This window comes from Methanococcoides sp. LMO-2, from assembly GCF_038432375.1.
Taxonomy (GTDB): domain Archaea; phylum Halobacteriota; class Methanosarcinia; order Methanosarcinales; family Methanosarcinaceae; genus Methanococcoides; species Methanococcoides cohabitans.
The window spans coordinates 292,619-313,722 of the sequence record NZ_JBCAUS010000007.1 but is presented as its reverse complement, the minus strand read 5'-3'; the positions used below and the strand labels follow the sequence as shown (position 1 = coordinate 313,722).

17 protein-coding genes are annotated in these 21,104 nt (G+C 47.2%); 12 read left to right on the top strand and 5 right to left on the bottom strand.

What is annotated here, in order from left to right; genetic code table 11:
• Positions 1-541 precede the first annotated feature (541 nt).
• The 5 genes from WOA13_RS11480 (at position 542) to WOA13_RS11460 (ending at position 7,051) form a co-directional block, all read left to right on the top strand.
• A complete protein-coding gene (locus WOA13_RS11480) occupies positions 542-2,038 on the top strand; it encodes a 2-isopropylmalate synthase (protein ID WP_342128039.1) in 1,497 nt (498 codons plus the stop codon).
• 5 nt (positions 2,039-2,043) lie between these two features.
• Positions 2,044-2,799: a TatD family hydrolase gene (locus tag WOA13_RS11475; protein ID WP_342128028.1), complete on the top strand. Its 756-nt coding sequence runs from the start codon at positions 2,044-2,046 to the stop codon at positions 2,797-2,799.
• 48 nt (positions 2,800-2,847) lie between these two features.
• Positions 2,848-3,483 (top strand): MBL fold metallo-hydrolase, encoded by a 636-nt coding sequence (locus tag WOA13_RS11470; RefSeq protein WP_342128027.1) that lies wholly within the window; start codon positions 2,848-2,850, stop codon positions 3,481-3,483.
• Positions 3,484-3,494: 11 nt separating this feature from the next.
• Positions 3,495-5,366, top strand: coding sequence for a YgiQ family radical SAM protein (locus WOA13_RS11465; RefSeq protein ID WP_419095424.1), 1,872 nt, complete (start codon positions 3,495-3,497; stop codon positions 5,364-5,366).
• A 158-nt stretch (positions 5,367-5,524) separates the two neighbouring features.
• Positions 5,525-7,051, top strand: a complete 1,527-nt coding sequence (locus WOA13_RS11460) for a sensor histidine kinase (protein ID WP_342128026.1) — start codon at positions 5,525-5,527, stop codon at positions 7,049-7,051.
• Between the two features lie 96 nt (positions 7,052-7,147).
• Here WOA13_RS11460 and WOA13_RS11455 read toward each other — a convergent pair whose 3' ends face one another.
• The gene (locus WOA13_RS11455) at positions 7,148-8,212 is read right to left on the bottom strand and encodes a (Fe-S)-binding protein (RefSeq protein WP_342128025.1); all 1,065 of its coding nucleotides are present in this window, start codon (positions 8,210-8,212) and stop codon (positions 7,148-7,150) included.
• 2 nt (positions 8,213-8,214) lie between these two features.
• Positions 8,215-9,585 carry an FAD-binding oxidoreductase gene (locus WOA13_RS11450; RefSeq protein ID WP_342128024.1) on the bottom strand — a complete coding sequence of 457 codons (1,371 nt, stop codon included), beginning with the start codon at positions 9,583-9,585 and terminating at the stop codon, positions 8,215-8,217.
• A gap of 96 nt (positions 9,586-9,681) precedes the next feature.
• Here WOA13_RS11450 and arcS point away from each other — a divergent pair, with 96 nt between their 5' ends.
• Both arcS and rimI read left to right on the top strand, forming a co-directional pair.
• A complete protein-coding gene (gene arcS, locus WOA13_RS11445) occupies positions 9,682-11,541 on the top strand; it encodes an archaeosine synthase subunit alpha (RefSeq protein ID WP_342128023.1) in 1,860 nt (619 codons plus the stop codon).
• Positions 11,542-11,620: 79 nt separating this feature from the next.
• Entirely contained in the window at positions 11,621-12,142 is a 522-nt protein-coding gene (gene rimI / locus WOA13_RS11440; protein ID WP_342128022.1) for a ribosomal protein S18-alanine N-acetyltransferase, read from the top strand.
• Here the strand turns inward: rimI and WOA13_RS11435 are convergent.
• Together WOA13_RS11435 and dnaG are read right to left on the bottom strand one after the other, a co-directional pair.
• Positions 12,139-12,426: a UPF0058 family protein gene (locus WOA13_RS11435; RefSeq protein WP_342128021.1), complete on the bottom strand. Its 288-nt coding sequence runs from the start codon at positions 12,424-12,426 to the stop codon at positions 12,139-12,141. The genes rimI and WOA13_RS11435 overlap by 4 nt on opposite strands.
• 223 nt (positions 12,427-12,649) lie before the next feature.
• Positions 12,650-13,987, bottom strand: coding sequence for a DNA primase DnaG (gene dnaG, locus WOA13_RS11430; RefSeq protein ID WP_342128020.1), 1,338 nt, complete (start codon positions 13,985-13,987; stop codon positions 12,650-12,652).
• 1,036 nt (positions 13,988-15,023) lie between these two features.
• Between dnaG and WOA13_RS11425 the strand changes: the two genes are divergently transcribed.
• Together WOA13_RS11425 and rtcA are read left to right on the top strand one after the other, a co-directional pair.
• Positions 15,024-16,391 (top strand): FAD-dependent oxidoreductase, encoded by a 1,368-nt coding sequence (locus WOA13_RS11425; RefSeq protein WP_342128019.1) that lies wholly within the window; start codon positions 15,024-15,026, stop codon positions 16,389-16,391.
• Complete coding sequence (rtcA, locus tag WOA13_RS11420) at positions 16,388-17,398, top strand: RNA 3'-terminal phosphate cyclase (RefSeq protein ID WP_342128018.1); 1,011 nt, start codon at positions 16,388-16,390, stop codon at positions 17,396-17,398. The genes WOA13_RS11425 and rtcA overlap by 4 nt, the downstream gene beginning before the upstream one ends.
• 10 nt (positions 17,399-17,408) lie before the next feature.
• Here rtcA and WOA13_RS11415 read toward each other — a convergent pair whose 3' ends face one another.
• Positions 17,409-18,038: an RNA 2'-phosphotransferase gene (locus tag WOA13_RS11415; RefSeq protein WP_342128017.1), complete on the bottom strand. Its 630-nt coding sequence runs from the start codon at positions 18,036-18,038 to the stop codon at positions 17,409-17,411.
• Between the two features lie 266 nt (positions 18,039-18,304).
• Between WOA13_RS11415 and WOA13_RS11410 the strand changes: the two genes are divergently transcribed.
• From WOA13_RS11410 to WOA13_RS11400, 3 genes are all read left to right on the top strand, one after another.
• The gene (locus tag WOA13_RS11410) at positions 18,305-19,429 is read left to right on the top strand and encodes a replication factor A (RefSeq protein ID WP_342128016.1); all 1,125 of its coding nucleotides are present in this window, start codon (positions 18,305-18,307) and stop codon (positions 19,427-19,429) included.
• 86 nt (positions 19,430-19,515) lie between these two features.
• Positions 19,516-20,127: a CBS domain-containing protein gene (locus WOA13_RS11405; protein ID WP_342128015.1), complete on the top strand. Its 612-nt coding sequence runs from the start codon at positions 19,516-19,518 to the stop codon at positions 20,125-20,127.
• 37 nt (positions 20,128-20,164) lie between these two features.
• On the top strand, positions 20,165-20,962 hold the full coding sequence (locus WOA13_RS11400) for a CBS domain-containing protein (protein ID WP_342128014.1): 798 nt from the start codon (positions 20,165-20,167) through the stop codon (positions 20,960-20,962).
• Positions 20,963-21,104: the final 142 nt, after the last annotated feature.

The following is a 21,104-nucleotide window of genomic DNA, read 5'->3' as shown; positions in this document are numbered from 1 at the left end:
ACATGATGAATGTACAACGTTTTTCGAACTCACAATCCGACAGTATCAGAATCGACACCTACCGGCTCATTGTGAGCACCCCTACAATATCAGCCTAGTATTTATACGTTGTGTGATAATGTGTGACATGGGTATATATGTGAAGCAAAAAATCGACTCAGGTACCCAAAAACGAGATTGAATTTTTTTAGAACATCATACAGATCCACATGTTTCACAAAATCTGATGAAACTACCAAAATCGACATCTAATGCCCCAAAATATAATTTCTGGGAAAGGCACCATATACTAAGAACTGGCCACCATAATTGCCCTGACTCACCTTCCTGCGCCCCACCTTGCCGTGACACTTCCCAGAGTGCAATGATCTAAGATTAGGATCAGGACAATACCACACTATAATACAAAGCGAAAATACAGAGTAAAACCTGAGAATTTGATAAACACCATTTCCTATTTATACCATTAATCATGTAGTTTATACGATCATTATGGATACAACTACACAACTGAGGGATCGCTTTTTACGGCGATAAACCGATTCAAGACCGAAAGATAAGCATTTTTGACACAACACTTCGTGACGGCGAACAAACCCCCGGTGTATCCCTAACTCCTGAGCAAAAGATAGAGATTGCTCACCAGCTTGCAAAGCTTGGAGTGGATACTATCGAGGCAGGATTCCCTATAGCCTCTGCAGGCGACATGGAATCCGTGCGCAATATTGCAACCGCAGGCCTTACTTCTGAGGTATGCGGACTTGCTCGTGTCCTCACAAAGGACCTTGATGCCTGTATCCAGGCAGACGTAGGAATGATACACACCTTCGTTTCCACATCTGATATCCAGAGGATACACACCATCAAAAAGAGCCGTGAAGAAGTCATTGAAATGGCGACCAATGCCGTAGAGTATATCAAGGACCACGGTATGCGCTGCATGTTCTCCGCAATGGATGCGACACGAACGGATATTGACTATCTGGTCGAGGTCTACAAAGCAGTGGAGGATGCAGGGTGTGACATCATCAACGTCCCTGATACCGTAGGAGTGATCGCTCCTTCAGGCATGTACCGCCTCATAAGTGAACTGGATAAAGACATCAACATCCCTATCGACACTCACTGCCACAATGACTTCGGACTTGCCGTAGCAAACAGCCTCATGGCCATAGAAGCCGGTGCAAGCCAGGCTCAGGTAACGGTCAACGGGCTCGGAGAGCGTGCAGGGAATGCCGATCTTGCGGAAACAGTGATGAGCCTCCATTCTATCTATGGTGCAAAGACGAACATTAACACAGAATACATCGTCGAGACCGCACGCATGGTAGAACGTTACACAGGAGTTGCCATCCCGCCACACATGCCGGTCGTCGGAGAGAACGCCTTTGCCCATGAATCAGGCATACACACACACGGCGTACTTGAGAACTCCGATACCTTCGAACCAGGCATCATGACACCGGAAATGGTTGGCCACACACGAAGAATAGTACTTGGAAAACATGCAGGCAGACATGCAGTTCTCAGATCACTCCAATCTGCCAACATCAATCCTAGTGATGAACAGCTCGATGCGATCATCAATAAGGTAAAAGTGCTTGCAGACAAAGGCAAACGCATAACCGATGCAGACCTCTATGCAATAGCATTCGACATCCTTGGCAAACCGGAAGGAATGCCGGTCATCGACCTAAAGGAGGTCAGTGTGATGACAGGAAACATCACCACATCCACTGCTGTTGTAAAGGCTATGGTCAACGGAACCGAGCGCATCACATCCGACGTCGGTGTCGGACCTGTGGATGCAGCCCTGAAGGCCGTTGAGACCCTCATCGGAAAGCACGCATCAAGCGTAAGCATACATGACTTCAGGATAGAAGCTGTGACCGGCGGTGCAGATGCATTGGCAGAGGTAGTCATCGGCGTACAGGACAAGAACGGCAGAATAGTCACTGCCCGTGCTGCGAACGCAGATATTGTACTGGCCTCGGTGGAAGCGCTCGTAACAGCTATTAACATGCTCCTTAAAACATAAGGGGCATGCAAGAGGTCATCGATTCGCACTGTCACCTGGATTTTCCAAAATTCAACCGTGACCGTGATGAAGTAATTGAAAGAGCACGCAATTCGGGTGTTGTTGAAATGGTCAATTCAGGTATCGACCTGAAGACCAACACCTCAACACTCGCACTTGCAAAACAATACGATTTTATTCATCCTACAATAGGCCTTAGCCCGCTTGTTGTTTCCCATTACGGTAATGAGGTTGCCGACGAGATTCTTCTCCAGCTTGAACAGCACGCTGCGGAGAGTGTTGGCATTGGTGAAGCAGGTCTTGATTACCACTATTATAAAGAGGACAGGGAGAGGGAACACCAGAAAGAGTACTTCCAAAAGGTTATTGAAATAGCAGAAAGCTACGACAAGCCCCTTGTCATCCATGGAAGGGAGGCCGAAGAAGATTGTTTTGCCATGGTCCGGAACCTCGACAAGGTCATCTTCCACTGCTACGGCGGCTCCGTGGATACCGCTGCCATGATAACAGATGCCGGATACTACATCTCAATTCCAACCATCGTATGTTTTTCGGAACACCACAGGTCCATAGCTGAAAACGTCCCGCTGGACAGGATACTGATCGAGACCGACAGCCCCTACCTGTCTCCAAGGAAAGGACGTAATGAACCGGCATTTGTCCGCGACACGTTGCCGGTGATCGCGGAAGCACAGGGAATGGAAGAAGACAAAGTTGCAAAGGCAACCCTTAAAAATACAAGAAGTGTATTTGACCTTTAAGAGAGATCAAACAGATAAATAAGGCAAATACATCAAAGGAGACACATAATGAAAGTCCAGAGGATCAACACTTCCCCATATGCATCCAATTCATACCTTATCAATGAAAAGATACTCATCGACCCCGGAATGGATACGAACAGGCTTATCGAAAAGCTTGAGGAGTTAACAGACCCTGCCAACATAGAACTGATAATCCTCACCCATGGCCATTTCGACCATAGTGCAGCTGCAAAACCTGTGGCTGAGCTCTGTGACGCACCCATAGCCATACACAAGGACGATGCCGCATCTTTGAAAAGTGAAGAAACAAGCGCATCCATGCTGTTCTCAGCCCCGGCACCGAACTTTGAGCCAGATATTCTTTACGAGGACGGAGACATCGTAAAGATCGATGATGTAGAAGCCCTGCAGGTAATCCACACCCCGGGCCACACACCTGGTGGCATCAGCCTCTACGAGCCTTATTCCAAAGGGCTTTTCTCAGGTGACACCGTGTTCCCTAACGGCGGGATCGGACGTACCGACTTTGCCGGAGGCTCAATGGAAGACCTTTCGGCATCCATCGAAAAGCTCACCGAACTTGATGTTATCACCATCTACCCCGGACACGGACCGGTAACCAGTGATGACGCGAACAGGCAGATACGGCTGTCACTACAGATGTCAAGATCATTCCGCTAACAGGAAAGAACATGTCAGGAAAAAAACGGAAACAAAAAGGCCCTGATGCATCAAAATTCCTGCCAATGGACCGCAGGGAATGCAAAAGGCGCGGATGGGACGAACTCGATATTATCATTATCACCGGGGACGCATACGTAGACCACCCCGGTTTTGGTGCAACCATTATAGGTCGTGTCCTCGAAGATGCCGGCTTTAAGGTCGGGATAATCGCCCAGCCAAAATGGGACAACACAGAAGACTTCATGAAACTTGGCAGGCCACGCCTCTTTTTTGCAGTAACTGCAGGGAACACCGATTCCATGGTGAGCAATTACACCCCTGCACTCAAACCCAGGCCAAAGGATATGTACTCCCCGGGCGGCCAGACCGGACTGCGTCCTAACCGCGCAACAGTTGTCTACTCCAACAGACTCAAGGAAGCCTACCCTGAAGTGCCCATCGTGATCGGAGGAATTGAGGCATCCCTTCGCCGCTTTGCAGAATATGACTACTGGTCAGGCAAAGTAAGACAGTCCATACTTGCAGATGCGCCTGCGGACCTGCTGGTCTACGGGATGGGGGAGCTGCAGACCACAGATATCGCACGCAGGCTTGACGCAGGCGAGGACATCTCCGATATCAGGAATATCGCAGGCACTGCCTGGAAGCTGGAAGTGAAGAAGTGGAAGGAAATGAAGGAAAATGCGGACAGCACTTTTCCTTACGTGGAACTTCCCTCCTACAAAGATGTTTCATCAGACAAAAAGCTCTACGCAGATGCATTCAAGCTCATGTATGAGCAGCAGGACCCTGTAAGGGGTATCGCACTGGTACAGCCCCATCCGAAAACAACGATAATACAGAATCCCCCGATGAGACAGCTTTCACAGGAAGAACTTGACCATGTCTATGAGCTGCCCTACACAAGAGAGGATCATCCCTCCTACAGGGAAAGGGTGCCTGCACTGGAAACCGTCAAATTTTCCATTACCACTCACAGGGGCTGCTTTGGAAGCTGCTCTTTCTGCGCCATAACACAGCATCAGGGACGTACCATCACAAGCCGCAGCATCGATTCCATTGTTCGGGAAGCACACCTGTTTACGGAACTCAGAGGTTTCAAAGGCAATATAATAGGTGTCGGTGGACCAAGTGCCAACATGTACGCCATGAAATGCAAGAAATGGGAAAAGAGCGGTGCATGCAAGGACAAGCTCTGCCTGTATCCTGAACCCTGCCCCTCAATGGACACTTCCCACAAGGAGAACATAGAGATGCTGCGCCACCTCCGTGAGATCCCGGAAGTAAAGAACGTCTTTGTAAGCTATGGAGTGCGCTACGACCTTGCCCTCCTTGACCCTGAATATGTGGAAGAGCTATGTGAACATCACGTCAGCGGCCAGCTGAAGATAGCTCCCGAGCATTTTTCAAAAGAGGTCACCGACTGCATGAAAAAGCCCGGAAGGAAAGTATTCGAGGATTTCGCCGAGCTCTTTGACAAGACCAACAAAAAGCTTCACAAGGACCAGTATCTCGTAACGTTCCTTATGTCGGGACACCCTGCCTGCACCATGGACGATATGATAGAGCTGGCGGAATACATCAAGGAAACGAACAGGTATACCGAACAGGTGCAGGACTTCACACCAACACCTATGACAGCAGCCACTTGTATGTTCCATACAGGACTTGACCCCTTCACAGGGGAAAAAGTATATGTTGCCACCTCAAGAAGGGAAAAGAACATACAGCGTGCAATGATGCACTACCGTGAACCTCGCAATCACTCTCTTGTATACGAAGGCCTCAAACAGGCAGGACGTGAGGATCTTATAGGAAACTCATGGAACTGCCTTATTCCAAGAAAAGGGAAGAGCCCCTCATTACACAGGAAAAGATGAAAGATTTTATAACATAAGATTTATCGGTAATACCAGATAGTACAGGCAAATAGTAAAAGTACGCTACTGATAATTAAAACATTGTAAATGTGTAGCGTACTCCAAAATTTCGTTCCCATTATCTTTTGAGGATCGGCCACATTCCAACGGAGAAAGCAATGAACCAGAAAGAAAGGTCAAGAATACTCCTCATCGGCAACGAGGATGCCGATATCGATACCATGGGATCCGTTCTTATCTCTGACTATGACGTTTCCAGATCATATTCAGGTAAGGAAGGGCTTGCAAAGGCCATTGATGAGGGAACAGACCTTATCCTGCTCGATAACAAGATCGCAGATATTGCTGCTCATGAGATGTGCAGGACATTGAAGAGCGACGAAAGGACAAAACGTGTCCCAATAGTTATTGTCACCGGTACCGATGAGAGGGCTGAGAAAATAAAGAGCCTTGAAGAAGGAGCTGATGATTTCATTAACAGGCCTGCAAACGGTCTTGAGCTCTCCACCCGTGTGAGAGCTTTGCTGAAGATCAAGCGCCTGCAGGACAAGGTTATCAAAGAGCGTAACCAGGCCTGCCAGTACCTTGACGTTATCGGCTCTATCATAATGATCCTTGACAGGGATGCCAGGATCACCTTTGCCAATATCAAGACCTGTAACCTTCTGGGATGGAAGAAAGAGGAACTTATAGGAAAAAGCCTGACAGATTTCTTCCCTGAAGATACAAAAGAAACACAGGAAAAGGAACTGTTCCGGATACTGGAAGGCAAACTGGAAACCCCTGAATACCAGGAACTTCCGCTACTGACAAGGAACAGCGATGGAACTACAGAAAAAAGGCTTGTCCTCTGGCATGATGTGATCCTCAAGGATGAAGAAGGAGAACCCATTGGAATAATCCGTTCAGGAGAAGACAATACTGAAAGGATGAACACGGAAAAGGATCTCGCAGATGCAAATGAAAAACTTCGTCTCTCCCATAAGATGAAAGATGAGTTCCTGGCAAACATCAACCACGAACTCAGGACTCCTCTGATATCGATAAAAGGATTTAGCGAACTTCTTTACAATGAGCGTCTGGGTGAATTGAACGAACATCAGAAGAAGACCATGAAAACGGTTGTCCGCAACTCGGAGCGTCTTCGTCATCTGATCGAATCCCTGTTCTATGTCAGCGACATGCAGAACGAGACCATAAGGTACACGTTCAGCCTGATGGACCTGAAGGATATCATGGAGAACGTTATCAGCGACATGCAAACAGACATCGAGCACAAAAAGATCAAGTTCAAAAAAGAGATACCTGCCAAATTGCCAATAGTCAAAGGCAACAACAAATATATCGAATCCGTTATGGCACACCTGCTTGACAATGCCATAAAGTTCACTCCTGCAGGAGGAAACGTATCGCTGTCAGCCTCTGAGGACAAAGGGGTCGTGCATATCATTGTAGAGGACACTGGCCCGGGGATCCCCAACGACATCCTTTCACAGTTCTGTACAGACCTTCCCGAAGGTTCCACTGGAGAGAACATCTGCTGCACCAACCGGGATTATGGATTGGTCATCTGTAAGAAGATCATAAATGCACACAAAGGTGAAATGGGAATCGATTCAGGAAAAGATAGTGGGACTGAGATCCATGTTCGGTTGCCAGTATATGAGGAGAACGGGAAAATATAAGCGAATAAAGCAAAATATTAATCCACTGGTTCTCATATCGAATAAGAGATAAGGCCTGATGATTCAGGCTACCGCTTCAAATATTTTTTCCTTTTTTTACTCTTTGTCCACTTTTCCGGCCATTGCCAGAAGGTCCAGAAGATCGATCACCGGAACCTTAGAGAATGGTTCCATATTTGTGCGACATAGCGGGCAGCACGTTACAATGTAATCCACGCCTTCAGGAACCTCTTCGACTCTTTTTTCAGTTAGTGCCCTTGAGAGCTCAGGGTATCCTTTTCGGACACCTCCGCCACCACCACAGCATCTTGCATTCTCTCTGGAGGTCTTCATTTCCTTAAGCTCACAGACAGCAGAGATGAGCTCTCTCGGAGCATCAAATATCCTGTTCGCCCTTCCAAGGTGGCAGGGGTCATGATAGGTTGCAGTAACATCAAGCCTGTTAAGCTCTAATTTGTCCAGGTTCTCCGCCAGAAATTCCGTAATATGAACAACCCTGAACCTTTCAGGATATTCATTTTTCAGGACATTGTAACAGCCTGCACAACTTGCTATTATGGTGTGTACACCTGCCGATTCCATCTGCCTGACATTGTGTTCTATCAGCTCACCTGCATCCGACCCTGTTCGCAGGAGTGGGGAGCCGCAACATACCTCGTCAGCAAGTACTGTAACATCAAGCCCGCTGATCAGGTCATAGGTCTTAAGAACCGTTTCTTGATAACGATAATATCCAAGGCAACCAACAAAGTACACATTCCCGGCATGATCAGGAATATCGCGCATCTCCCTGAGCCAGCCAAGTCTGGAACCCTTCTCCTTCATCGGGTTACCTGTGGAAAGCGTGTTCTCGCGTAGTTCCTTCTGGGCCTTTGTTTCCTTACCCATTTCTACAATATCATGCCGTATCCTTTCAAAGACGTCGGGTGGACTTGCTCCTGCAGGGCACATCTCTTCGCAGATACCGCAGGTGGTACAGGTATTGATACAATCAATTATGCTCTCATCAAGGTCCATGCCCTCAGAGATCCCCTTTGCGATCATCATGCGGCCCCTGGTACTATATGATTCCCAGCCGAGCTCTTCAAATATCGGACAGACCGAGCGGCACGTTCCACAACGCACACATTTGAGTATTGACCTTAACTGCTCTTCTTCCATGGTCACAGCCCCATTTTACCCGGATTCAGTATCCCCTGGGGATCAAGCGCCTTCTTGATCGTCCTCATCACGACCATCGATGTGGGGTGTTCCAGCTCCATGTAACTCTCGCGTGCCTTTCCAACGCCATGTTCGGCACTCACCGTACCGCCAAGCTTGATGGCATGCCTGTATATCCTGTCAGCCACAGTATTGACGGTCTCCATTCCCTTCTCATCCAGCATATCCATGGTCATGCCGGTGTGGAGGTTACCGTCACCGATGTGCCCGTATGTCATTATCGGGATAGCGAACTCCTCTGAAAGCGAGCGGACGTATTCAAGCATTCCGGGAAGCTCCTTGATAGGAACCCCAATGTCCTCTCCCACATATACACGGGAGCGTTTCGGATCGATCCTGGATATGGCAGCACCCACGAGCCTGCGAGCCTTCCACAAACGAGCACTCTCATCTGCAGTTGAAGCGACCCTTATCTCAGAAGCCAGTTCAGAACATACCTGTCCCACAGTCTCAGCCTCTTCCTTCACAGCATTCTCCATCCCGTCCACCTCTATCAGCAGTATGGCTCCTGCATCAGGAAGCTCCACACTAGAATCATATCTTCTTAAGGTCTCGATTGCAGTGCTGTCAAGGATCTCACATGCAGAGGGAATGATCCCTGCTGAAAGTATCTTCACCACTGCCCTGCCGGCAAGGGTTGTGGTTTCAAAGGAAGCCAGGATCACACTTCGTGCCCTGGGAAGCGGATGCAGCCTGAGAATCGCCTGGGTGATTATTCCGAGTGTTCCTTCAGAACCGATCATAAGGTCTGTCAGGTCATATCCTGATGCGGTCTTGAGCGTTCTTGAACCTGTACGAACCACTTTGCCGTCTGCCATGACCACCTCAAGGTCAAGCACATAGTTCCTTGTGGTCCCGTATTTTACGCAGCGCATGCCACTTCCGTTGTTCGCCATGAGCCCGCCAATGGTACACATGGCAGTGCTTCCGGGGTCCGGCGGGAAGAAGAAACCATAGGGGGATAGTGCCTGGTTCAGTTTCTCATGCACTACTCCCGGCTCCACGGTCACCTGAAGATTATCAATATCGATGTCAACAATACGGTCCATGGAAAACATATCGAGCACAATGCCCCCATTGACGGGAACAGCTCCTCCGCAAAGGCCCGAACCCGCACCTCTTGCGATCACAGGCAGTCCAAGTTCCGCCGCCAGCCTGACAATATCTGCCACCTGCCCAGTGTTCTGAGGACGAACAACGGCATCAGCTTTCCCTTTTACCTGGGAGGCATCAAAAGAATAACAATAAAGCTCTGAGGACCTTGTTGAGACATTATTCTCCCCTACGATCCTTTCCAGCTGTTCTTTGAGCATTGATATATCCTCAACCTTTTTCGAAATAAACGTTTGGGTATCTCAGGCAGGTCCGGTAGAAAAGATTTACATCTACCTTAAGCATATTAGGGAAACATGACATCATATTTTGAGGTAGAACAACGGGATGGTGCTGCCCGTATTGGAAAAATTCTCCTTTCAACACCTGTAAGGACTCCATACATAATTGATACGGCATCACTTAAAGACCGGGAAGGCCCTGTGTCAGATGCCGGTTCCATGTGGGAGCTTTCCACGGAAGAGGCCATGGAGAACATAAAGAAGATACGGGAAGTTTCCGGCGACGACGTCATCATCATCCTGCCACACCAGAACCTGGCACCCGATGTGCCTGATGATGTGGCGGAGAAGATCGCAAAGAAGACCGAAGTTGAATGCGAAGGTCCTGTGGGACGCATCTACCGACACGGCCAGGATGTAAAGAAAGCTGACCTTTACGTTATGGAAGGTGCAGGTGCCTTCGATGGTAATGCAAGGAAGTTCCTGGAAAGGATCATCGAAATACGGGAGAACGCGGCACCTGATACTGCCCTCTATGTCCCGAACCTCTGCACCCCTGCAAATGCTGCCATGCTCATCTACCTTGGTGCCGATATCGTGGACAACACCCGCGCCATTGTGTCAGGTTACAATGATGTTTATCTTACCACATCAGGAAACTACTTTACAGACTCCATGACCGAACTTCCATGCAGGTGTGATGCCTGTGCCCCGATCACGCTGGAAGAACTCAAGGCAATGCCAAAAGCAGAACGTGCAGACATATTAACAAGACACAACTGCAACATGCTCGAGGCAGAGATAGCACTTGCAAGGGAAAGGATACGCTCAGGCAACCTGCGTGAATATGTCGAAGGCCAGTGCCGCACAGAACCCTGGCTTGCAGCTCTCCTGAGGCTTGCTGATGACCAGTATGACTACATGGAAGAACATGCGCCCCTTGCCCGCTCCAACCAGTTGCTGGCAACCACTTCCGAATCAATGACAAGAGCTGAGATTGTCCGTTTTGCCAGGAGGGTGCAGGAAAGATACACGCCTCCGGAAAGCGACATTCTTGTCCTGCTGCCCTGCTCTGCCAAAAAACCATATTCGATCTCCAACTCCCATGCAAAGTTCATAAGGTCACTCGGAAAGAACCGCAGATACGTCCACGAAGTGATTATCACATCCCCACTTGGCATTGTCCCAAGGGAGATAGAGATCACATATCCGGCAGCCCATTATGATACCGTTGTGACCGGATACTGGGATGCAGAAGAGATCAAGTGGGTATCCTCATGTCTCTCTGAATACCTTTCAAAGAACAAATATTCACACATCATAGCCCATGTGGAAGAAGCTTACAGGGAGATCTGTGAGATAGTCTCAAAGGAACTTGGAATTGAGATCATCTACACGAGCACAGGCAATGTATCCTCCCGTGAATCCCTTGATAACCTGAAGAACACACTGTCAGACATCGTTGCAAACGGGGAGTTCAGGCAGAACAAGCCAAGAAGCGACCTTATGCGCGCCATTGCGGACTACCAGTTCGGCCCTGGTGCAGGAAAGTTGCTTGTTCCTGAAAAGTCAAAGATAAAGGCACCATTCCCCAAGCACCAGGTCTTCAGCGATAAGAAACAGATAGCCACCCTTATTCCTCAATACGGAACACTGGCACTTACCATCGATGGAACCCGCCTGCTTGCTGAATCAGACAGTTTCGAAGGCTACACCGTGACCATCGATGACTTCCTCCCCAGAGGATCATTGCTTGCACCTGGTGTCATTGCAGCTGATGAGAACATAAGACCCGGGGACGAAGTGCTTGTGACCGGTAGCAAAGCAATTGGTGTAGGTCGTGCCATGATGAGCGGAAAGGAAATGGTCGCCTCCACTAGAGGTATAGCCGTCGACCTGCGGCACATAAAAAAGGCTGATAAAGTTAAGGATTGAACTTTAACGCCCTTTTTTACTTTTATTTTACCTTCTTTTTTCAATATTCTTTTTAACAAAAAGGACATTATATTCCCTGATGATCATCAGAAAGTTCGAACCCTGTGATTTTGAAGGCGTTCTGAACATTGAAATGGAAGCTTTTACAGAACACAATCCCTTTGTCTATATGAACTTCTATGAGATGAACAATGAAGGGTTCTTTGTCGCCTCAATAAACAACCTGATAGTGGGTTTCGTTATGGGCTATCAGTCTGATGTTAACGAGGGACGGATATTTTCACTGGCGGTTAAGAAAGAGTATCAAGGAATGAAAATCGGAAGCCAGCTCATGGCGACGATACTGAACGTTTTCCTTCAGCAGGGACTGAGATCTGCTACCCTTGAGGTCAGGGTCAGCAACAATATAGCAAGAAAGCTATATAGTGATCTGGGCTTCATCGAGTGCTGGGTGGAACAGGGATACTATTCAGACGGAGAGAACGGCATCATTATGAAGAAGCAGCTTTCTCCTTTGTACCGGATCAGCAATTTACCGGACGTATCCTTAAAGATACCCGTTATACCTGATAGCGCAATCAGGATGCCCCACAGATTTTAATTGTTTTTTGCGGCAGTGTTCCTGCTGGTACGTTTTGCAAATTCTTCCATTCTGGCGGAGGTCCTGCCAATACCTGAAAGCTCATCTTCGGCTATTATTGAAGCGAGGTGATTACCAAGTACGAATATAGCATGTTTGTGTTCGGCCTTGCTTCGATGGATGTGCACAGGGCTTATGGCAAGCGATTGATATTCTGTGAAATCATGATCAATGTCCTGAGTTTCCAGATGCCTCTTTATTTGAGCCAGCAATGTATGCAATTGAATCAATTCATCTTTGTGCATGGTTTTTATCCATTTTCATTTTTTACATGATACAGCACTGTCTGGTAACAGGCTGCAATGTTATAGACTAAAGACTCAAATAAAACGGTTTTTCGCGGAAGTGCTTTTCTGTGTTCTAATATAAGCTTTTTTCGATTTAATTTTTATGAATAATAATGCACAATGGGGGGAAAATAAAAAAAGAACAGAAAAAAAAGAAAAGGGGAATCTCCCCTAAAGAAGATCAGAAATCTGAAGCTGTCAGTACATTAACAGCTGCCGGGCTTTTTGCGATATTCCCTTTCTTCACACCGATAAGGTTCTCGATGCCTTTATCTGATGCAATGTCAAGGATACGCTGTGTGACCACGCCATCAAAGACGACGCTCTTAATGTCATCGCCGGTCTCTTTCAGGGTATTCACAAGATCGCGCACTGCGGTCTCTTCAACTACCTTATCCTTTGAATCCAGGAGTCTGGCACCAAGAGTGCCGATAAGTTCATCGGAATGTGGCTTGAACCTGCGGGCCTGTGGTGACAGTTTGGCAGGCTTGGCCTGTCTTGTCTGTTTAACAGGCTTGGCCTCTCTTTCCTGTTTGGGCTCTGCCTCTGAACGAGGAGCTTTCTTTTCTATCTTCTGGGCACTGCCGGATGGTCTTGAAAGTTCGCCTACGACCCTTTCCTTACGTTTTGGCAGACGGGCTATCCTTCCTGCCTTGGCCGGCTTTTCCTGCTTGGATGGCTTCTCTCCCTTTATGCTGTAGCTGTCAAGGACCTGCTCCACAGGTACCTTCTGCCTGAGAGAACGTACGATCTCCCTCTGGACAAGGTCTTCCACGCTCTTTCCATCTGGTGCACGTGCAACATAATCAATATCTGCGACCTGCAAAAGCTCCTTGATGATGAGCTTTCCTCCGCGGTCACCATCGGTGAATGCGGTTACAGTCTTCTTCTTTGTAAGTTCGGCAACCTCTGGAGGAACGTTGGTACCGCCAACACAGATAGTGTTCTTGATACCGTATCTCAGGAGGTTAAGCACATCTGCCCTGCCCTCTACGACTACAATAGCATCGGAATCGAAAACATTAGGACCGCATGGTATCTTGTTCTTACCATAGTACTGCATCTCCTCGATACGTACTGACTGGCGAACCTCGTCTGCGATCTCCTGTGATTCAGGAAGGTTCTCGTCGAACATGTCGGTAAGTATGTACTTTGCACGGTCGATGATCTGTTTCCTCTTGGTTGCACGCACATCCTCGACCTGTGTTACCTCGATCTTTGCAGTGCATGGTCCCACCCTGTCGATGGTCTCAAGGGAAGCAGCAAGTATTGATGTCTCGACCCTGTCAAGGCTTGATGGTATGAAGATATTACCTTTGGTCTTACCGCCCTTTGCAGTGACTGAGACCTCAATACGACCGATACGGCCTGTTTTCTGCAGGTCACGAAGGTCAAGGTCTGATCCCAGCAGACCCTCGGTCTGGCCGAAGATCGCTCCTACTATATCCGGGCGCTCGATTATCCCGTCAGCATTGATCTTTGAATGAATGATATATTTAGTTGTATCAGTATTTTGCATATGTAAATCTCCGTTTGTTATGATATGTTGCCTTTATGGCATTATTCGAATTCGTAACAGAACAGCAAAAACAGAATCAATTAAACACAAAACAGATACAGGATCTCAAAGATCAGTGGAAGAACGACTTAACGGCTACAATCTGTGCTCCTATCATATGATCGCTTGTTCTCAAGCGTCCCCTTAAGGAAGTTCCTTTATGTCCAAACTGGCAAGTAACGTACCAACTATCCGGATAATTCACAGGCCCGAGCCCTTATACGGCTGGCAAAGAAACTATATTATCATGCAACTATGCAGTGGCCTATATTAGTGAACGTTCCGGCATTTATTTTTTAAATGTTTGACATTTATGGAACTATAGATGCTGGATCTAAGATGCCGGTAGGTCCATTTCCAATAATATATGAATGAAACCTGGTCTTTAGATAACTCCCTACGTTTGTATTGTGTGATGTGGTACACTATTTTTCCAATAGTGTGACCATAATATGATTCAGATTATATTTTGATGATCTGCTTACCCCCATTGGATAAATCACCCAATGGGATTTTTGATAAACCAATTAAATTTTAGTTATGATGTGATCTTGCTTCGATCACAATAGACTAATTAGTTCTTACACTTTAATAACCTTGTGGTTTTTCCAATATTCTGGAATCCCCCTGCACAACGATTTAATTAAACGGTGAAGATAGCTCTTTTGAAACCTATGAACAATACATAAATATAAATTGTTTTGATATTACTTTCCTGAAAGGAATCGGTTATAGTCTGCCCAATGAAAATTGAAAGAAATCCCACATAACCATTCCAAAAGCTTTATATACTATAATAATGTAGGGCATTTGACGAGCGGGACACATTATTTTTTGCTACAATAACCCCCCACTCCCCAAACTCGCTCGTCGATTAACTTCATTTTCACATACCAATCCCCCTATAGATACCTTCCATAGCTATTTTTACAATCTCAAACCTCCCAGCCCGGGCTCTGTACAAAAACCTATTAACCAGACTGCTGAAATTATCTTTATGGAAGATGTTACAAAATACGATGTTGCCATCCTCGGAGGAGGGGCAGCCGGAATGGCAACCGCCACACATGTGAGACGATGCCGTGACCTTTCTGTTATCGTTGTCTCAAAGGACAGTCATGTATCCTACAGCGAATGCGGGATACCTTTCAAGCTGGCAGGTAAAGTGCAGGAGTTCGACGACCTTATTGTAAGAACCCCGGATTTCTTTGACAGGATGGGGATAGATATCCTGCTGGAAACAGAGGCCACTGAGATAGACCTTTCCGAAAAGATGATCAAACTGGAGAACAGAAAGATCGCTTTTGACAGACTTGTCATAGCTACCGGCGGAACCCATCGTATTCCCTCCCATCTTCAGCAGTTCCTTGACCTGGAAGGGGTCTTCACCCTGCAGACACTTTCCGACGGTATGAAAATAGAAGCTGCACTCCTGTCCGCCGAAAATGTGGTCATCATCGGTGCCGGCGCCATCGGAGTGGAGGTTGCCGCAGGAACAACAAAACGAGGCATACCTACAACACTTATCAACCGCAGTCCTAACATCCTTTCGCGCATGCTCGATGCTGACATGTCGGAGATAGTCAGGGATTACCTTGCCTCCATAGGTGTCAACCTTATCACAGGAGAGATCCCGGAAAACATTGAAGGAACGGAAAGGGCTGAACATGTGGTCCTTTCAAAAGAGAAGATCCCTGCAGATGTTGTTATTATCAGTACGGGTATAGTTCCTGAAACAGAACTTGCAAAGAAGGCAGGTATTGATATCGGAGAACTGGGCGGACTGATCGTCAATGACCAGCTCCGGGCCAGAATAGGTAATGACTTCTCATCTGAGATCTTCGCCGGCGGTGACTGTTGTGAAGTTACAGATATTGTCACATCAAAGAAGAGCCTGATGCAGCTTGCCCCAGTGGCAAGACGCATGGCCACCGTAATAGCAGATAATATATGTGGCAAAGGTACAACATTGGGACCTGTCCTTGGGCCCAGTGTCTATGTTGCAGGGGATCTCCTGATCGGTTCTGTGGGAATCACTTCCAGGAAGGCGGAAGCAGATGACATCAGCATCGTTACAGGTTATGCCAAAGGAGTAACACATTCGACAATCTTTCCGGACAGCAGTAACATCCATATCAAGCTCCTTTTCAGAGAACGATATCTTGTGGGTGCACAGGTCATAGGAAAGACCGGGGTCAAGGAAAGGATCGACAGCCTTGCATTCATGATAAAGAAAAGCACAACCGTAGACGAGATGCTCACAATGGAAACCTGTTATGCACCACCTGTGGGAACTGTTGTGGACCCGCTTTTCTATGCTGTAAAGGATGCCCACAGTAACATTGGGAAGGAGAAAGATGAATGATACATATCGACGGGTCCTATGGTGAAGGCGGTGGCCAGATATTGAGGACATCCGTGGCACTCTCTGCGGTCACCGGAGAAGCTGTCACCATTACAGATATACGCAGCAATCGCCCGAAACCCGGTCTTTCGGCACAACATGTAAAAGCAATAGAAACGGCTGCCATGATCTGTGATGCCACTGTGGAAGGAATCGGCATAGGCTCTACAGCTATCACTTTTTCTCCACAGGAAATAAAGGGGGGTTACTATAATATTGATATCGGAACAGCCGGAAGTATAGCACTCCTGCTTCAATGTATAATGCCGGCAGCAGCGTATTCTGAAACTGAGATCGAACTGAGTATCATCGGGGGCACAGACGTTTCCTGGTCCCCGAGCATCGATTACCTTAACAATGTGACACTCAGGGCAATCTCAGAGATGGGATACAGATGCAATATCGATACACGAAAAAGAGGTTACTATCCCCGTGGCGGTGGGGTTGTCCATGCAACTATCTCCCCATCGAAACTGAGAGCCTGCGACTTTTCGGAAAAAGTAAGGGAGGCAAAAGACTGGAAGGTGACCGGCATATCCCATTGCTCCAACCTCCCCGAGCATGTTGCACAGCGTCAGGCAGATTCTGCAAGAGATATCATTGAAAAGGCCGGATACGAATGCCATATCGATACTGAATGCGCTGAATATCCTTCCACTGGCAGCGGGATAACATTGCAATCCGAAATGAAGGGAGCGTACGTTCCGGGAAAAAGGGGACTACCTGCTGAAAAAGTGGGTTCCCGGGCAGCTACGGAGCTTCTCAGCGAGCTCTCGAGCAATTCTTCCGTGGACGTACACCTGGCAGACCAACTGATACCCTACATGGGACTCACAAAAGGTGGCTCCTTCACAGTAAGGGAGGTCTCACCCCACACATCAACGAACATCAGTGTAACAGAGCAGTTCCTTGATGTGAAGTTCAATATACAAAAAAAAGAAGATATTATGGAAATATCGGTAGCATGAGCAGATCTGCTCATTCTTCCATTTCCACAACAACCAGATATTCAGAAGGTACGGATTCTGCAAGCACGATATCACTGTTTACGGCCATGAACTCAATGCCGTCATTTTGTGCCTCATCTGCATCGATTTCCAGTACAACCGGGTTCTCTGTGTGAACTGATGCTGATTCTGTAGCCTTTTCCGGAGTGGTGCTGAGATGGACATACGTCTGCCTCAGGGGCGCAATACCAGCATCAAGAAGCATGTCAACTTCTTCCTGGCTGACGCCGTAGTAAAGGTAAGGCAGCTCATTGTCAGGATAATCCAGTTCCACATCCACGGAATGGCCGTATCTTGCCCTTATCCTGGACCCTGTTATCTCGTACCTGTTCTTAACGTCTGATTCCACAAGTGAGACCAGGCGTTCCCTGCTTGCCCACCTGTATCGGCGTTCCATGATATCACAAAGCAGGTCCATGTTGACCCAGCCCTGTTTATCCATTGTAAGACCTACATCATCCGGAAAATGTCTCAAGGCACCTGAAACGAACCTGCCAAGGCGTTCTTCACGTTCGTCATCCAGTACATACCTGCCACTATTGCCACACTCAGGACAAACTTCGCCTCTGAAGTATCCATGCTCTTTACATTTTCGAATCATGCTATCTAGTTGCAAATGCATTTAATAGTTAATATAACTTTATCCGTAACTTCCCTCACAGGACGCGGTATATTAAGTGATACTGTCTATTCAAAGGTACTCTTTAACATTCATACAACACGCCTTTCGTTAGGATTATATCATATCGGACTAAAGTTAACCGGGTTCACACTACTTACAGGATAGTGAGAATTAATTGTTGCAAATCCCTATGTTTTAAACGGTTCTGCGGACCATGTTCCGTATCACATTAACAGGTGTCATCAATGGACGAGATAACTGAGATCTACAATAAGCTTGGAGGCATTATCAGCGAAGATGATTTTCGAAAAAAGGTAGAGGAAAAGGTCGAGCAGATGAGCGGCCTTTGTGATGTCAAGACAGCGGCAATGCTTGTTGCCCACGATCTTGGTGTAACCGATACCGCAAAGGAAGTTATCAAAATAAAGGACATAAACCCTGAGATAGGTAATGTCAACTTCGTTGCAAAGGTTGTCTCAGTGTTCGATGTACGCGAGTTCAACAGGAATGATGGTACCATCGGAAAGGTCGGTAACCTCATGGTAGCTGATGATACCGGCTCTATCAGGCTGACGTTATGGGATGAACGTGCTGACCTTATCAAGAACGGGAATATCGAGGTAGGGGACTGCATGGAGATCAGCGGATATGCAAAGGACGGCTATTCCGGTACTGAGGTCAACATCGGAAGGTATGGTGTGATCAACACCACCGACCAGAACATCGAGATCAGGCTTGACTCACAGAAGATCTCCGAGATCCGGGATGGGATGGGCGATATCAACGTTTCCGGAAAGTTGCTGGACATATCGGACGTCAGAACCTTCCAGAAGAAGGACGGAAGCCAGGGACGTGTAGGTAACATACTCATTGGTGACGAAACCGGAAAGATCCGTGTGACATTGTGGGACGAAAAGGTCGATTCCACAAAGGAGATGAAGCTTGATGACACCATTGAGATCATAAACGGATATGCCAGGACGAACAACTTCAGCCAGCAGGTAGAGATCCAGATCGGAAACCATGGAGTTCTCAGGAAAACAGATGCGGAAGTCGAATACAAAGAAAGCTTCACACCAATAGCCGATATAATCCCCGGTGAATCATATTCCATCGAAGGCTCAGTATCAGGCCTTGGTGAGCTCAGGGAATTTGACAGGGATGACGGGACCACCAACATGGTATCAAATATCTATGTATCCGACGACACAGGAAGGATCCGCATTGCATTGTGGGGAGATCATGCACTGCTTGTGGACGAGCTGGACATCGATACCCCTATCCAGATCATTGACGCATATTCAAAAGCAGGTTTCAATGATGAGATAGAACTAAGTGCAGGAAACCGTACAAGGATCACTATAATGTGAGCACAATCACCTATATATGCTATTAAGTCAGAATATTCTTTGTGTAGTGTGGGAACACAAGCAATAGCATAGGAGGGTGATATCGCATGGTCATTGGGACCAAATGGGATGTCGAGGCAGAAGGAACTGCAGGCCAGTTGCTCAACGATATTGTCTTGCGCGAGATAATGACGCAGGATGTTTTTATCCTTGACATCACCAGTACAGCACTTGAAGTTGCTCAGGCAATGAAGGATAATAATATTGGCAGTATCATTGTCTCGAAAGATGGCAACCCCGCAGGTATTATAACCGAGAGGGATATCGTTCACAAGGTCATGGCGAAGGATGTCAAACCCAGCACCATGCTTGCTGAAGAAATAATGTCGTCTCCCATAATAACAGTAAAATCATCTACAGATGTTATCAAAGCATCTGAGATCATGGTCAAATCCGGGATCCGCAGACTTGGAGTTACTAATGGTGATGACGAGATCATCGGTATTGTAACGGACCGGGATATCCTTACAGTTGCCCCGGGTCTTAATACTATTCTTGAAGACCTGATAGAGATGAACCGGGAGCAGGATATTCCTCAAACTGCGGAATTTGGAAGGGGGATCTGCCAGAGATGCGATTCGTATGTGGATAGCCTTAGCCCTGTTAACGGTCTGATGTTATGTGAGGACTGTAAGGAAGACGAAGGCTACTACGACTGAAACGCTTCTTTGAACGACCTTATGAACGGGGGTTCGTATGAAAGTCAATGAAATCATGTCAAAGGATGCCGTATGCATAAATGCGCATGACAGCATCACACATGCACGTCAGCTGATGAGAGACCACTACCTCAGGGGCCTGCCTGTAATAGATGAGGAAGAAAAGGTCATCGGTATACTGAAGGACCAGGATATTCTCAATATCAAGGCCACAAAATCCAATGTTACGGTGGAAGGCTACATGCATGCATGTCCGCTGATAACACCTGAGACAGATATTGCTGATGCTGCAGGATATCTTCTTGATTCAGAGATCGGGCGCTGTCCTGTTGTTATTTCCAATGAGGACAGGAGCCTGGCAGGTATACTGAGCAATTCGGATATACTTGCAAACATTGCAGGAGACAGGAAACTGGATGCAACCGTGGCTGACATAATGACCACGGATGTCAGCACCTGCAAACCACATGATAATCTGACAAAGATCTGGCCGGTTCTTCTCGAATCAAACTTTTCGGGTCTGCCTGTGATCTCTGAAAAGGGTGAGCCAATGGGAATAGTCACAAGGATGGACGTGATCCGTTCCGGATTTATCAGGACATCCATGAGTGATACCCATGCAACCCAGCCCAAAGATACCACGATGGTTGAAAAGATAATGTCAACACCTGTTTATTCAGTATCTTCTGACACACCGATAAAGGACTGTCTCAAGCAGATGCTCCATTACGATGTTGGCAGAATGACGGTCGTTGATAAGGACCGTATAGCAGGTATCGTGGACCGCACAGACATACTGCGGACATTTGTGATGGGGACCGATCCTGTTCAATAATGGAGGAAATTCCATCTATATTCATTAATATCAAAACAGGGCCTGGACCACAGGCTCAACAAATTTTCGGGTAATCAAAGATCACTCCGAATCCGTACCGCCATCCAGACACCAAAAAAGAACGAACAATATGGAGGATTAA